This is a genomic window from Citrobacter sp. CK198 (genome assembly GCF_030333295.1).
In the GTDB taxonomy this organism is placed as follows: Bacteria; Pseudomonadota; Gammaproteobacteria; order Enterobacterales; family Enterobacteriaceae; genus Citrobacter_B; species Citrobacter_B koseri.
Window position 1 is genome coordinate 207210 of sequence record NZ_JAOWGE010000034.1, and the last position, 15662, is coordinate 222871.

The 15662-nt window shown below is 50.0% G+C and carries 10 protein-coding genes and 1 pseudogene; 5 read left to right on the top strand and 6 right to left on the bottom strand.

From position 1 onward, the window contains the following. Positions 1-14 precede the first annotated feature (14 nt). Positions 15-1712, bottom strand: coding sequence for a two-component system sensor histidine kinase YpdA (ypdA, locus tag OGY62_RS16100; RefSeq protein WP_115181318.1), 1698 nt, complete (start codon positions 1710-1712; stop codon positions 15-17). A gap of 389 nt (positions 1713-2101) precedes the next feature. Between ypdA and alaC the strand changes: the two genes are divergently transcribed. Beyond that, a complete protein-coding gene (gene alaC / locus OGY62_RS16105) occupies positions 2102-3340 on the top strand; it encodes an alanine transaminase (RefSeq protein ID WP_012131405.1) in 1239 nt (412 codons plus the stop codon). Between the two features lie 51 nt (positions 3341-3391). On the opposite strand, the gene ypdK is transcribed toward alaC, so the two are convergent. Both ypdK and lpxP read right to left on the bottom strand, forming a co-directional pair. Continuing rightward, positions 3392-3463, bottom strand: a complete 72-nt coding sequence (gene ypdK / locus OGY62_RS16110; protein WP_010723117.1) for a membrane protein YpdK — start codon at positions 3461-3463, stop codon at positions 3392-3394. 378 nt (positions 3464-3841) lie between these two features. Continuing rightward, positions 3842-4762 carry a kdo(2)-lipid IV(A) palmitoleoyltransferase gene (gene lpxP / locus OGY62_RS16115; protein ID WP_012131406.1) on the bottom strand — a complete coding sequence of 307 codons (921 nt, stop codon included), beginning with the start codon at positions 4760-4762 and terminating at the stop codon, positions 3842-3844. Positions 4763-5848: 1086 nt separating this feature from the next. On the opposite strand from lpxP, the pseudogene OGY62_RS23325 reads away from it, so the two are divergent. From OGY62_RS23325 to OGY62_RS16130, 4 genes and pseudogenes are all read left to right on the top strand, one after another. Beyond that, positions 5849-6076, top strand: a pseudogene (locus OGY62_RS23325) (hypothetical protein); the annotation flags it as partial. Between the two features lie 174 nt (positions 6077-6250). Then, complete coding sequence (locus OGY62_RS16120; protein WP_286460286.1) at positions 6251-9724, top strand: autotransporter outer membrane beta-barrel domain-containing protein; 3474 nt, start codon at positions 6251-6253, stop codon at positions 9722-9724. Between the two features lie 97 nt (positions 9725-9821). Continuing rightward, the gene (locus OGY62_RS16125; protein WP_012131411.1) at positions 9822-10403 is read left to right on the top strand and encodes a LuxR C-terminal-related transcriptional regulator; all 582 of its coding nucleotides are present in this window, start codon (positions 9822-9824) and stop codon (positions 10401-10403) included. Positions 10404-10465: 62 nt separating this feature from the next. Beyond that, entirely contained in the window at positions 10466-11977 is a 1512-nt protein-coding gene (locus OGY62_RS16130; protein ID WP_114848265.1) for an EAL domain-containing protein, read from the top strand. A gap of 307 nt (positions 11978-12284) precedes the next feature. Here the strand turns inward: OGY62_RS16130 and OGY62_RS16135 are convergent, their stop codons facing one another. The 3 genes from OGY62_RS16135 to OGY62_RS16145 form a co-directional block, all read right to left on the bottom strand. Further along, complete coding sequence (locus OGY62_RS16135) at positions 12285-14180, bottom strand: amidohydrolase (protein ID WP_286460287.1); 1896 nt, start codon at positions 14178-14180, stop codon at positions 12285-12287. After that, the gene (locus OGY62_RS16140) at positions 14177-14455 is read right to left on the bottom strand and encodes a XapX domain-containing protein (protein WP_012131415.1); all 279 of its coding nucleotides are present in this window, start codon (positions 14453-14455) and stop codon (positions 14177-14179) included. The genes OGY62_RS16135 and OGY62_RS16140 overlap by 4 nt, the downstream gene beginning before the upstream one ends. Before the next feature lie 65 nt (positions 14456-14520). Next, positions 14521-15201, bottom strand: coding sequence for a hydrolase (locus tag OGY62_RS16145; protein ID WP_012131416.1), 681 nt, complete (start codon positions 15199-15201; stop codon positions 14521-14523). Positions 15202-15662: the final 461 nt, after the last annotated feature.

Genomic DNA, 15662 nt, shown 5'->3' on the forward strand with positions numbered 1-15662 from the left:
TACTCATCTCCGGGTTAAAGCAATAACGTTGCCGGTGCGGCGGCAGGGGAGCGCTGATTGGGAACATAAAAGGCGATTTCGGTGCCCGGTTCCAGACGGCGGATGTGCAGCCCTTCACCGTATAACAGCTTAACGCGATGATGGACATTCAGCAGGCCGATTTTATTTCCCGGCATTTCATTCGCCTCCACCCGCTCAATTACTTTAGGATCAATACCGTGGCCGGTATCCCTGACGGCGATTCGCACACGGTTGCCGCATTCGGCGACGCTGATGGTCACCACGCCTTTTCCTTTACAGGGCTGAATGCCGTGGACGATTGCATTCTCTACCAGCGGCTGAATAAGCAGACTGGGAATGTAGCAGTTCACCTCTTCATCAATGTCATAAATGACGGTCAGCTTGTCGCCAAAACGAGCCTGCTCAATGGCGATGTAGTCCTTGATTTGATACAGCTCCTTTTTGATATCAATTTGCTCATCATCTTTTAATTCAATGTTATAGCGCAGATAGCGTGACAGATTAAAAATGAGCTGGCGTGCGGTGTCCGGGTTGAGCCGAATGGATGACGAAATGGCGTTCAGCGCATTAAACAGGAAATGGGGATTAATTTTACTTTGCAGCGCTCGCAGCTCTGCCTTATTTGCCATTTCCCGCAGTTGCTCCGCGCGGGACACTTCCAGTTGGGTGGAGATAATCTGCGACAGGCCGATCGCCATCTCTTGCAGGGAAGAGGTGATCTGATGCGCGTGGCAGTAGTAGATTTTTAGCGTCCCGGTCACTACGCCCTTTTCCCATAATGGGATGACCAGCATTGAGTGTATTTCTGGCGTGCGGTGCGCTTCATCATTGTTTTTAATGATGATTTTCCCGTAATTGATGGCCTGTTGCGTGGTCGGGCTGACAAAATCATCGTTATTGCGGTAGTTGGTTTCCCCCACGCCGACATAGGCCAGAACGTGTTCGGTATTAGTGATTGCTACCGCGTCGGCATGGATATCATGACGGATGATTTCGCACACCTGGCGGAGTGATTCGCTGTTGACCTGGCGAAAGAGCGGCAACGTTTTGTTAGCGATATCCAGCGCCAGCTTGGCCTGCCGCGCGGCGCTGGCCTCTTTCTCGCCCTCCACGCTTTGAACCAGCAGCACGATAAAACCGATACATACGCTGCCGAGGATCATCGGGATACCGATTTTGGACACGATATCTACGCCCAGCGCGATGGTCGGCGCCCAGACAATGACCAGAATCATGGTCAAGGTTTCACAAAGCATCCCGCCCAAAATACCCACGCGCCAGTGCTGTGCTTTTGGGATTTTCCGGTTTATCCAGCCCGCGATACATCCCGCCAGAATACTGGTGATAAAACACGGTACGGCAGTGACCCCGCCAATATCGATAAGGTAGCGGTGAATACCGGCGATCACACCCGTAATGATCCCGACCCACGGGCCAAACAAAATGCCCCCGGACATCACGGCGATGATGCGAACATTCACCAGCGAGCCTTCGACCGGCACGCCGGACCAGGTGCTGAACAGGGCGAACATCGAGAAAATCGCGGTAACGGCGAGCAGCTCTTTCGGGGAGTGCGCTGACTTATGCAACAGTTCGCGAAACAGGCGGATACGGATGAGGAAAAACAGACAGAACAGCATTAGCGCTGCCCGGTCAAATACCGCCAGCAGCATGTTGAATATTTCGTGCACGGGTGACTCTTGTGACTGGGTTAAACCACTATGATAGGTAACCCGCACCCATATGACCAGCTCGCTGATGCGGCGCTGTTAATGAGGAAAAACCATAATATTAAAAGGGGATTGATCTTTTGTTAGAGAAATGACAAGACCTCACCAGGATGAGGAACGCCTTAAGGTAATTTTATTGATATCAAAATGTTAATTAATTGATGGTTGTTATGGGCGGTATTTTGCTGAGTATTCCCGTTTTCTTTTTAGTATTCCCCTTTTAAGCCGATGAAAAATATTTTCGTTTGCCTCTCGACAGGAGGATTTTTTTCAGGCTATTTTCTAAGCATGCCACGGTCGTGGCAGCGTCGCTCGGACGGTCCGGGCGCTAACGTGAATCTGAGGATACTATGGCTGATACCCGCCCTGAACGTCGCTTTACGCGTATTGATCGTCTCCCTCCCTACGTTTTTAACATTACCGCTGAGCTGAAGATGGCTGCGCGTCGGCGCGGCGAAGATATTATCGACTTCAGCATGGGGAACCCGGATGGGGCAACGCCTCCTCATATCGTCGAGAAACTCTGTACGGTGGCTCAACGCCCGGATACGCATGGTTACTCGACCTCACGCGGTATCCCGCGTTTACGCCGGGCGATCTCCCGCTGGTATCAGGAACGTTACGACGTGGATATCGATCCAGAAACGGAAGCGATCGTCACTATTGGTTCGAAAGAAGGGTTAGCGCACCTGATGCTGGCAACCCTCGATCATGGCGATACCGTGCTGGTGCCGAACCCCAGTTATCCCATCCATATTTATGGCGCCGTCATCGCCGGCGCGCAGGTGCGTTCGGTTCCGCTGGTGGAAGGCGTGGATTTCTTCAACGAGCTGGAACGCGCGATCCGTGAAAGCTACCCGAAACCGAAGATGATGATTCTTGGTTTCCCCTCCAACCCGACGGCACAGTGCGTTGAGTTAGAATTCTTCGAAAAAGTGGTTGCGCTGGCCAAACGCTACGACGTGCTGGTGGTTCACGATCTGGCCTATGCCGATATCGTATATGACGGCTGGAAAGCGCCGTCAATTATGCAGGTGCCGGGCGCGCGCGACGTGGCGGTGGAGTTTTTCACCCTGTCGAAAAGTTACAACATGGCGGGCTGGCGCATTGGCTTTATGGTGGGCAACCAGACGTTAGTCAGCGCGCTGTCGCGGATTAAGAGCTACCACGATTACGGAACCTTCACGCCGTTACAGGTGGCGGCGATTGCCGCGCTGGAAGGCGATCAACAGTGCGTGCGTGATATCGCTGAGCAGTATAAACGTCGCCGCGACGTACTGGTGAAAGGCTTGCATGAAGCCGGATGGATGGTCGAAATGCCAAAAGCTTCGATGTATGTCTGGGCAAAAATACCGGAGCAGTACGCGGCAATGGGGTCGCTGGAATTTGCGAAAAAGCTGCTTAACGACGCCAAAGTGTGCGTGTCGCCGGGGATCGGTTTCGGCGACTACGGCGACACCCATGTGCGTTTCGCGCTGATAGAAAACCGGGATCGTATACGTCAGGCGATCAGAGGTATTAAGACCATGTTCCGCGCAGACGGCCTGCTGCCTGCGGGGGCGAAATCGGTAACAGAAGGTACCGAGTAGAAAAGCAAACAGGAGCCATCTGGCTCCTGTTTTTTGCTGCATCTTCTCAATTTAGATCATCAGGGCAAAAGTACCGGCCCAAACGATGACCATAAATGAAATGCCCATAAAGAAATATTTCACGTTTCATCTCTCCGCGTCGCTTTAAGCACGCCTAAATGAACTTAAATTTACCTGTGTATAGAGAGCTGGTGCCCGCCAGAATGAGATTGAGAATGTTCTCCGTCTTTCTTGTGGCATCACCTCAGAATTCTGTGCGTTATTGCTCCAGACGGCGCTAATGTACGCCTAAAAATGAGGCGAGACAAGGGGCATTTTTTTATTTACTTTTAGTAACTTACAACTGTCGTGATTCGGCGACAGTTTAATTTCTGACGGTAATAAATTGCTATTCAGCGACGCTATTGCTGTTCAGAAAAAGTCACATAAAAACCAGGTGGTTAACAGGGATATTGGAAGGAAAGATAGCGCCGGGCAATAAAAAAGGCCTTGCGGCCTTTTTTAAACATACAACGATGCTTCCCCTAAAGGGCGCGTTTTGAAACGACGATGAATCCAGAGATATTGCTCAGGTGCGCGCATAATCTCTTTCTCAATAATCTTGTTCATATAGGCTGCCGCCTGGTTCTCTTCTTCCGGGTAGCCTTCCATTTCTGGCGTGATGTACAGACGATAACCTGAGTTATCACCTTTTCTGATCATGGTGACGGTCAGCATCGCTGCACCGGAAAGGCGGGATAACACATAGGTGCCGTTAGTCGTTGCGACGTCTTTGACCGCGAAGAAGGGGGCAAATGAACTGCCTTTACGGCCGTAATCCTGATCCGGGGCGAACCATACGGCTTCACCTTTTTTCAGCGCGCCGACGATGCCGCGCAGATTGTTGCGCCCAATCATCGCTTTATTTGAACGCATGCGACCCCGCGTCTGAACCCACTCCATCAGCGAGTTATTGTGCGGGCGGTATGTCGCCATCATCGGCTGGCACAGCCCCATGACCCGACCGCCTAATTCCAGCGACATAAAGTGGACGCCTACGACCATCACACCGCGTTTTTGCGCTTGCGCCTGTGTGAGGTTATCCAGACCGTCCACATCAAACCATTTACGTACCCGCTTATCAGGCCAGAACCACGCCATACCCGTTTCAATAAGTGCCATTCCGAGGGAGTGGAAGTTCTCCACTATCATCTTTTCCCTTTCTTCCGGCGTCAGATTGGGGAAGCAAAGCTCAAGATTCTTACGGGCGATGGATTCGCGACGTTTCAGAAAGGGACGGGCAAGTCTGCCGGTTCGCGTACCCAGGAAGCGTAAAACGGGGTAGGGAAGCAGCACCAGTAACCAGAGTACAGTAAGACCAAACCAGGTAAGCCAGTAGCGCGGGTGCAGTAGCGCACGAGAAAATTTGCATTGTGGGAACATAAATACCCTCTGTTGATACGAACAATATGTATCGCAGAAGATTCATTGTCCGCAGCGGTACACTCACGATAGTTAGGCCATCATGTACGACAATGGTTCCTGTAAAGAGTGTAAAGCTTAGTCAGGACAAAACCACGAGGGGCATGAATGCTTGGACAACTAATGTACCACCGGGGGATTAATATCAGCCAGAAATTATTAATTAAGATGCGTAAATATTTTTTGATGGGGGTGAAGGATGACGCGAATGTGCTGCTTGTCATGGCATTACCCACATCACACAGTCTGAAATATCAGGTACTGACACTGCATTTCCACTCTTCCTCTTATTTTATTCATTTTTCTGTTTTTTATGCTGAAATATAAGGTTTTTTTATTAATATTTTTTAAATTTCCGATCGCCGGTGACGATCGATCTATGTATTTTTGATTGTTATTTCCTATTGAAATTATGATATTGATCGTTTTTGTCGATCTAATTGATATTTTGTATAATAATAGTACTCCTCTGAGTAGGGGTTTGTTTCTGCTTCGCAGCTTAACTGACTTTTATTCTGGTTACGGCTTTTACATCTGCGTCATAGCCCAGGTATTACCTGGGGTGGATGAGCTCCCGTCAGCGTAGCTCGTATCCTGCTATAGCAGAGTTTAAGTATGCATGATTAATCGTGAGCTTAAAGTTGGTCTCTTATGCAACTGAGTAAAGTGTTTCTTGCTGTTGTTTCTGCGTTATGCGCAACAAACGCGGTGGCGACAAATATCAACAATAATCAGGAAAGCACAATTGATTATTTATGGAGTGATACCTCCTCCACGAATGTAGGATATGAAACTAACGGTATCCTGAATATTATTCGCGGTGGTGAAGTACAAACTGATCTATTAAAGATTGGCAGAGCCGGTTCCAATGGAATCGTAAATGTTGTCGATGGTGGAAAATTGACAATCAGGGCTTCCAGTTATTCTTATCCTTTGGATATTGGCGGTACAACAGATGTTTCCAGTACTCAAAGCAAGGGGGGGACTGGTACGCTCAATGTTTCTGGTGAGGGGAGTATCGTTACTGTATCTGTGGGAACCAGTGCCATGCAGGTTGGCGCTGGCGCCGGAAGCGGTGTACTGAATATCACTGATGGCGGTAAATTTTATCATGAAGATCCGAGCATATCATTCGGTGGAATATGGATTGGTGGACGAAGAGCAACATCTGCGGAGACTTTTGGCATCGTTAATGTTGACGGTAAAGGAAGTGAGCTCAGGACTGCCAGTCGAATTATTGTTGGAACATATGGCTCTGGAAGCCTCATCACATCGAATGGCGGGGTTACTCGCGCCGAAGCTACTATTCAGGTAGGAAACCAGGCGGAAACGAAGGTCTACGATAACCTGCTTAAAGTTGATGGAACGGATTCAATAGTCTCTGCGGGGGGCATATTAACCGTTGGACTTGCTGGAAGAGGAACCGCGGTTGCTTCCGATAACGGAACGTTGAGCGCTCCGGAAATCCGTATTGCGAGCAGTGCAGGTTCTTTAGGGGAATTAGCAACCGGTGCCAGAGCGGGCGAGAATGCTGTCGCTGCGGGAATGATCGACGCTCAAAAAATTATTTTTGGTTCCGGAAATGGCGTACTGACTCTGAATCATACCAGCAGTGATTTTTCCCTTGGGGCAGATATCAGCGGTAATGGGGCAATAAATGCGTTAAGCGGAGTTTCTGCGCTGTCTGGTGATAACTCAGCTTATCAGGGGGACTTTAATATTGATGCTCCTGCCACGCTGGTTATTTCAGAACAAAAAAATATCGGCTCCAGTGATATTGCGGTTACTGGCGGCACACTGGCGATTAATACCGATCATGACTGGCAGTTTATTAACCTGCTGACGGGGCAGGGTACGCTTGCAGTGAATACCGGGGGGAATATTTTTGATTTTAACTCCTCTTCACTGACCGATAATTTCAGCGGCATTCTGGCGCTTAAAGAGACCTTATTTTACCTTGCAGATACGAATACAGCTGCGCTGAAAACTATGCGACTAAAGGTGGGCCAGGGAGCGACAGTTAAAGTGGGGCCAGGACAGCAGGTTATTGATGGACTTGCCTTTGACGGCGGTACGCTGGTTTTTGGCGATATTATTCCGGGCCAGACGACGACAGAAAATACCGTACATACCACAGGAATACTGGATATTTCAGGTCAGGGAACCGTACAGGTTACAACGGGCGCGGCCTTCAGTAACGACAGACCAACGCCGGATACTCATATCCCTCTTCTGGAACAGGATAACAGCAATATTCTTGTTCAACTTGTGTCCAGTGACGGAGGCGTTGTCGGTAACGGTGGTAATTTAACGCTAACTGACCAGAGCAGTAATGCTATCAGTGATGCTGTTGAAGCCGATATCGCCCAGAATGGCGCAGTGGTGGCGAAAGGAACGTATGACTATCGTCTGACCGGCGGTGACAGTGATGACGGACTTTATGTCAGCTATGGCCTGACCCAGGTCGATTTGTTGGGTAAAGACGCCGATGCGCTTATCCTTGATGCGAACGGGAAAAGCGGCAACGCGGCTGACCTGAGCGCCAGAGTGACCGGCAGCGGCGATCTGGCGTTTGACAGCCAGAAAGGCCAGACGGTGACGCTGTCGAATATGGACAATGATTACAGCGGCGTCACCGATGTGCGCAGCGGTAATCTGGCGATGCTGAACGATAATGTGCTGGGAAATACCCGCGAACTGAAACTGGCTGGCGATACCGGGTTTGATATGCGCGGTCATTCACAAACCATCGGCAAGCTCACGGCTGAAAGCGGCTCTCTGAGCGATTTGAACGGCGGTCATCTGACGCTGACAAACGGCGGTGAAGCGTCTGGCGTACTGACGGGCGACGGGGAGCTCACCGTTGCAGGCGGAACCCTGAATGTCTCCGGGGCGAATACGGGGCTGAAGGCGACGACCACGATTGCTCAGGGCGCGACGGCGGTGCTGGATAATACGCTGGGGCTGGGTACCGGAGATATTGTTGCCGCCGGGCTGCTTAATCTGAGCAACGCCACGGGCGTGCTGTACAACAGCATCAGCGATGCCGGGAAAGTCGCACTGGATGCCAGTGATGTGGTGCTTGCCGGCAATAATAGCCATTTTGCCGGGACCTTCGACATCGACAACGACTCCACGCTGACGGCCTCTTCCGCGCAGCAGTTAGGCACCTCCGCGATTCAGAATGCCGGTAAGTTTGTGCTGAACACTCACGAAAACTGGTCGCTGGAGAACGGTGTTACAGGCAGCGGGAGCGTGGTGAAGAATGGCAGCGGTAACGTCACGCTTAGCGACAGCGCCCAGTGGACCGGCGCGACGGATATCAACGCCGGTGGTCTGACTCTGGGCAGCGCGGATAACGCGTTCACGCTGGCCAGTCATCAGGTCAATATCGGGAAAGACGGGCGCTTATCCGGGTTTGGCGGCGTAGCCGGAAATATGGCTAACCAGGGCACGTTATTGATTGGCGATGACCTCAGCGCGGCTCGCAGAGCGGCTTCTTCACCTGTCAGCTTTACCGTAGGCGGCAATCTGACGAACAGCGGCGATATCTGGACCGGAAGCAAAGGTAAAGATGCCGGTAATCAGCTTGTGGTAAACGGGAACTATCAGGGAGATGGCGGTCATCTTCATCTGAATACCGCGTTGAATGATGATAATTCCGTCACGGATAAACTGATTGTTAAAGGAAACACCTCTGGCACAACCGGCGTCAGCGTGACGAATGCTGGCGGTTCTGGCGCGCAGACGATCAATGGCATTGAAGTGATTCATGTTGATGGTCAGTCCGACGGTGAGTTTACGCAGGACGGCAGGATTGTGGCCGGGGCGTATGATTATTCACTGGCCCGTGGTCAGGGCGACAACAACGGTAACTGGTATTTAACCAGCCATAAGACAGATCCAAATCCGGGGCCGGGCCCGAAACCTGAACCCGATATCCGTCCTGAACCGGGCACCTGGACAGCTAACCTGGCGGCAGCCAATACGCTGTTTGTTACGCGGCTTCACGATCGTCTTGGCGAAACGCAGTACATTGACGCGCTGACGGGCGAGAAGAAAGTCACCAGCATGTGGATGCGTCAGGCGGGCGGGCATAATGCCTGGCGGGACAGCTCCGGTCAGCTTAAAACCCAGAGTAACCGCTATGTGATGCAGGTAGGGGGTGATGTTGCCCGCTGGAGCGGCGACGGACTGGATCGCTGGCACCTTGGCGTCATGGCCGGATATGGACACAACAGCAGCAACACGCGCTCCTCATCGACAGGGTATCGCTCTGACGGTTCCGTGAACGGCTACAGCGCCGGTGTGTATGCAACGTGGTATGCCAATGATGAAACGCATCAGGGCGCTTATCTGGATTCATGGGCACAGTACAGCTGGTTTAATAACAGCGTCAAAGGCCAGGATATTCAGAGCGAATCGTACAAATCTAAAGGGATCACCGGGTCGCTGGAGCTGGGGTACACCCACAAGCTGGGTGAATTTGCAGGAAGTAAGGGTTCTAAAAATGAATGGTTTATCCAGCCGCAGGCGCAGGCCATTTGGATGGGCGTCGAAGCTGACGATCATCGTGAATCGAATGGCACACGTATCAGCGGTGAAGGGGACGGCAACGTTCAGACCCGACTGGGCGTGCGTACTTTCCTGAAAGGCCACAGCGCGATTGATGAAGGCAAAGCGCGCGAGTTCCAGCCGTTCGTGGAAGTGAACTGGCTCCACAATACGCGCGATTTCGGCACAAAAATGGATGGTGTCAGCATCCGGCAGGAAGGCGCGCGTAATCTGGGTGAAATAAAAACGGGCGTTGAGGGGCAAATTAATCAACAACTCAATGTCTGGGGGAATGTCGGCGTCCAGCTGGGCGATAAAGGATACAATGACACCTCAGCAATGATAGGGATTAAATATAATTTTAAATAGCAGAAAGGGGGCGTCGTGCCCCCTTTTTCTGTCGTGAGTTCTCATCTTTATAACATTAAAAAACAATTTTCTTCAGGAAGAATAGAGTGAGGGATGAATGATTGTAATCTCAGAAAATAGTTTTTTCCATCTTGGGGTTAGCGCATTAGTAGAAAGAATGGCATTGAATACCACCCGTAATTTGATTGTGTTTGATACGGGGCGCGATTGTCTCTATATGCTTGATACTGAAGAGGCAAAGATGCCTTTTTTCCATGAACCGATTTTGATTTTTTCACATTGTCGGCGTATTTATCTCACCGAGAAAAACAGAAAATTCAAAATCGAAACGCTGCTATCAAAAACGAAATCTCATCCCGCTGTCAGACGGAAGCGAGAAGTATTAACCGTAAGTGAGTTACGCGTCATAAAAAAAGTTTGTCAGGGGATCAGTCAACGACGAATTGCAGAACAGTTCAAGGTCAGCGAAAAGACGATCAGTAATCAAAAAATGAACGCCTTGCGAAAGCTGAGCATCAATAAAACAACAAAGTTTTTCGTTGAGTATCTGGCCTGGCTGAGATTGTGGCATGAGTATGTTGAGTATAAAAACAATCAAATGCGAAAACCGGTTAAACTCTCTGTCATCACGCCTGAAACCTTTACAAAAAGGCAGAGTGAGGTTTTAATAGAGGTTTAATCTACGTAAGCCAGGATGACAATGAGTCTTGCTTATATTTAAAGGGACTTTTACAGAACTCAATGAAACAACATGCTGGGGGATTGGTGGGAAACAAGCTAGTTTTTGTGATCGTATTCTTAACCATCACTATAACCGGCATGGTGACTTTTTGGCTGGGTGCGTCCAGCCGGGTAGATAATGACAAAAGAGCATTAATCCAGCGCGTAGATTCGCTGCTGTTTGAAGCGAAACAGATATCAGATTCGTTGACCGCGCATTTAACAGAACGCTGCTCAGATGAAACGGTGCGTATGCTGACGAAACAGATACACCGTTATCCGCATATTGGGGGCATTTTCCTGTTGCAGGATTCGCGGGTATATTGCTCATCCGGGATGGCAAAACCTGAACTCAGCAATTTAACCGCAGGGGAGAACGGTAATCGGCTATTTTTAGTTGATGAAACGCCGGCATTTCGCGGGGAGCCTGTATTAGCCTACGTTACTGTGAGAGGAAATAACGCAATAGTGGTGACGATCAGTACCTACTGGTTTAAGTCGCTGCTTGCAGACAGTCGTTTACTTGTTAACGTGAATGGAAATATTCTCTCCGATGATAAGTTAATCAGTACAAATAGTATTGATTTTCAAAACTCCGCCTGGCAACAATCTAATATGTTTGATTATCAGGTAATGGAATACCCGGAACATACGGGCATTGCTTCTGTTCTTAACTTTATTTTTATTCTCTTTTTATCCGCAGCGATTGCCGTCCCTGCCGCTTTTCTGTTTAACTATACGCTACAACGAATCGCGATGTCCCGGTATATACAACTTCGCCGGGGGCTGCGCAAACAGCAGTTCGTTCCTTATTACGAACCCGTCATGAATTGTGCTTCCGGGGCATTATATGGCGCAGAAGTGGTCATGCGATGGAAGAAGGGGAACGATACATCCGTTATTAATGAAGAGATTATCTCTCTGGCAAATAAAACCGGGATGATATCTCCATTAGTTAACTTCATTTTACGACAAGTGGAAAAAGATATACTCTCTTTACGCCTCAGACTGCCGAGAACATTCTACATTAATTTCCGACTTAGTGAATCGATGATCGCTATGCCAGAACTTATTGATTCGTTTGTTGAGTTTCAAAAACGCTTGCCCAGCGATGTAAAACTGACGCTGGAATTTCCTGAGGTTGTTTATCGTGATACAACGCTTGAGTTTGATTCAGTTCTCAGGAGGTTACGTGTCGAAGGCATTAAAATTAAAATGAGCTCCTTATTTTTAGAACGTTTAAATGCTGACCGTAATTTATATCTTCCGGTTGATGCTGTCAGAATTGAAAAGTCAGTTACCGGATTAATTTCGGACTCCAAAGAACCTGTCGCGAGTGTTGATGATATTATTCGTTCGGCGGTAAATAAAAATTATACGATTATCGCGGATGGTATTGAAAATGATCAGCAGTACCACTATTTATCACTGCGCGGTGTCGTTTTACAACAGGGGAATTACTGGTCAATGCCATTGTCCAGTTTTCATTTAATGCAGTATATTATTCAGAGCGATAAAGTATTACTGTGTTAATTTCTGATAATAATGCGAAATTTATCGATATATCATGCGCATATTACCCGGAGTAATATGCGCATGTATATATCAGGACTTAAGTTGTAGCGCGATCTCAACCACATATTTACCCTGGTGGCGAGCGATATCCAGTTCACGACTGTCACGAATGATCCACCACGGATTACCGCCATTGCTGAATGTTTTTTTATTCGTCAGCCGTCTTTTTCTGCACGTCCAGCCAGCCAACGGCATACCGCCGCCCCGATAAGGGGGCGAACGGCATGCGTCAGACGTTGTGAAGATGTCATGTCAGGTTCCACGGTCAGACAGCCCAGCAGGAGCAGCCAAGCGCGCCAAAGAACCCTTTCAGATCCGATACCGGCAGGCTGGATGTCCATGCGCCAGCATGATCGTGCCCGTGCAGGCCGCAGCCGTGAGAGCAACCGCAGGAGGCCATCGCCATTTGTCGTACGGCAAGCGAGTTTTTCCCCGCGCCTTCTGGCTCTCCCCATGCGGCGTAGCCTTTGAAGGTGCGCGTTGGCGACCAGTCCGGCATCGCGGGTGGGACAGGATTGTCATCCAGGGATTCGAAAGGACCCGCCCCCCAGACGATTTTTCCGCCCACCATCGTTAATTCTGAAGACAGGAAGGAGATCTCATCCTCGGCGCAGGCAAAAAAGTCTTTGTCCGGCACAATGAGGTCAGCGAACTGACCGGCCTGAATACGGCCTTTTTTACCTTCTTCATTGGAGAACCAGGTGACGTTCTCCGTCCACATTCGGAGCGCTGTTTCCCGATCCAGACAGTTACGACGCGGATAAAGCTGCATGCCTCCCACGGTTCTCCCGGTGATCATCCAGGCGAGAGAAACCCACGGGTTATAGGATGCTACGCGGGTGGCATCCGTACCGGCGGACACTTTCACCCCTTTTTCCAGCATACGGGCAATAGGCGGTGTGGCTTCCGCAGCGCCGGCACCGTAACGCTCAACGAAATATTCGCCCTGATATGCCATACGGTGCTGAACCGCAATACCACCGCCTAACGCCGCGATACGATCGATTGAACGCTCAGAAATTGTTTCGGCGTGGTCGAAGAACCAGTTAATCCCTTCAAGCGGGATATCCTGATTGACCTTCTCAAAAACATCGAGGGCGCGAGAAATGGTCTCGTCATAGGTGGCATGCAGACGCCAGGGCCAGCGGTTTTCCGCCAGAATGCGAACCACTTCTTCCAGCTCGCCTTCCATTTCCGGCGGCATATCCGGTCGCGGCTGGCGGAAGTCTTCGAAATCCGCCGCCGAAAATACCAGCATTTCACCGGCGCCGTTATGGCGGAAGTAGTCGTTACCCTGTTTGTAGGTGACGGAGCGGGTCCAGTTGAGGAAATCCTCTTTCTCTTCCTGGGGTTTTTGCGTGAAGAGGTTATAGGCCAGGCGCACGGTCATCAGATTTTCATCTGCAAGTTTCTGAATAACGGCGTAGTCATCGGGGTAATTCTGGAATCCGCCACCGGCGTCGATGACACCAGTTACGCCCAGGCGATTCAGCTCACGCATGAAATGGCGGGTGGAGTTAACCTGGTAGTCAAACGGCAGTTTGGGGCCTTTGGCCAGCGTGGCATAAAGGATGCCCGCGTTGGGGCGTGCCAGTAATAATCCGGTAGGATTGCCTTTCGCATCGCGGGTTATCTCGCCTCCGGGTGGTTCCGGCGTCTCTTTTGTATACCCGACAGCACGCAAAGCCGCGGCGTTCAGGAGCGCGCGGTCATAGAGATGCAGCAGAAACACCGGGGTGTCCGGCGCAATGGCGTTGATCTCTTCGATAGTTGGCAGACGCTTTTCCACAAACTGATGTTCAGTAAAACCGCCAACCACGCGAACCCACTGCGGTGCCGGGGTGATGGCTACCTGCCGACGCAACATATCCATCGCGTCAGCCAGCGAACGTACGCCATCCCAGCGAAGCTCCATATTGTAATTAAGCCCGCCGCGTACTACGTGCGTGTGGTTATCAATCAGCCCGGGTAATACCCGTTTGCCTTTCAGGTCGACGACTTTGGTTGCCGGACCTGCGAAGGCCATAATTTCAGCGTCGCCGCCAACCGCGAGAAACTTCCCGTCTTTGACTGCGACGGCGCTGGCGGTTGGGGTGCTTTTATCGAGAGTGGTAAACAGACCATGATGCAGAATAACGTCTGCGACAACATGTTGTGTCATGAGCGTTTCTCCTCTGAGGAATGACTGTCTTCAGCTGCCTGGCGGCCGGGGAGCTGCCCGAAGATATGGCTGATGGCATGCGTTTTGGTACAGGCTGAAGAAAAGGCTGTGCCGGACAGAAGTTGTTTGCCTACCGGAATAACTTGTTCGCCGACCAGCATTCCCAGCAAGCCAAGGAGGGCTATCAGCGGTGGGGCGGGGGAGCGGACATTCAGCAAACTGTAAATAATGCCGACAAGAAGTCCGGCACCCAGAGAAAGGATATACATTTTCATGCGGACCTCATCAGGACAGGCGCAATGCGTGGTGCATTACGCCTGCCGTAAATCAGTTGGAGGTGTTATTTAGCCGGGTTTGGGCCGATACGTTCGCCGTGTTGTACGCGCTCAGGCGCTTTATGAACCATAGTATAGGCATAATCGACGCCCATGCCGTAGGCGCCGGAGTGTTCACGCACGATATCCATAATGCCGTTGTAGGTCTCTTTACGGGCCCAGTCGCGCTGCCACTCAAGAATGACCTGCTGCCAGGTTACCGGTACGATGCCTGCCTGAACCATACGATCGATAGCGTATTTGTGCGCATCAACGGAGGTGCCGCCGGAAGCATCAACCACCATATAGATTTGATAATCCGCGTCTTTGACTGCACACAGGGCAAACGTGGTGTTACAGACTTCCGTCCACAGACCGGAAACAATCACTTTCTTACGACCATTCGCCGCCAGCGCATCACGAACGTTCTGATCGTCCCATGAGTTCATTGAAGTACGTTCCAGGATGTTGTTTTCCGGGAAAACGGCCAGGAGTTCGGGATAGGTGTTACCGGAAAAACTTTCGGTTTCTACGGTCGTGATGGTGGTGGGGATATTAAACAGTTTTGCCGCTTTGGCCAGGCCAACAACGTTGTTTTTCAGTACCTGACGGTCAATAGATTGTACCCCGAAGGCCATCTGGGGTTGCTGGTCGATAAAAATCAGTTGACTGTTCTGCGGGGTGAGGACATCAAGGTAATGAGACATATCACTTTCTCCTGAACTAATATAGTGTAAGCACAACATGATTAGAAATGCGCATTCCCGAAGAGAATAATGCCGTGTTATTCCTTCCTGACGTTCAACATTTTCCCGTCGCACTTATTTCATGTTACGGTATACGTGCTGTCAGCAATGTTCGTTCCTTATCCGCGTACTCTTCCTTTTTATTTGTTATCCATCCGTCATCTGATTAATGACAGGGGAATATCTTTACCATCATTTTGATCTGTCGGTCAGAATGTGACGACAGACTCAGTTTAGAAGTTTTATGGCTAACATCAATGTTCAAAAACATTACTCACTGTCTTTTAAAATGTGACAATCATATTTTTCTCATGTCTTGTTTAAGAATTTTATACAACATGTTTAAGAAAACTTTTGGAAACTTATTATTTATTAAATATTGTTCCTTGTCATGACTCATGGGGTTTACGATTTCACCACCG

Coding starts and splice junctions, on each gene's coding strand:
- alaC (WP_012131405.1), top strand. CDS start 2,102: ATGGCTGATACCCGCCCTGAACGTCGCTTTACGCGTATTGATCGTCTC.
- lpxP (WP_012131406.1), bottom strand. CDS start 4,762: ATGTTCCCACAATGCAAATTTTCTCGTGCGCTACTGCACCCGCGCTAC.
- OGY62_RS16125 (WP_012131411.1), top strand. CDS start 9,822: ATGATTGTAATCTCAGAAAATAGTTTTTTCCATCTTGGGGTTAGCGCA.
- OGY62_RS16130 (WP_114848265.1), top strand. CDS start 10,466: ATGAAACAACATGCTGGGGGATTGGTGGGAAACAAGCTAGTTTTTGTG.
- OGY62_RS16135 (WP_286460287.1), bottom strand. CDS start 14,180: ATGACACAACATGTTGTCGCAGACGTTATTCTGCATCATGGTCTGTTT.
- OGY62_RS16140 (WP_012131415.1), bottom strand. CDS start 14,455: ATGAAAATGTATATCCTTTCTCTGGGTGCCGGACTTCTTGTCGGCATT.
- OGY62_RS16145 (WP_012131416.1), bottom strand. CDS start 15,201: ATGTCTCATTACCTTGATGTCCTCACCCCGCAGAACAGTCAACTGATT.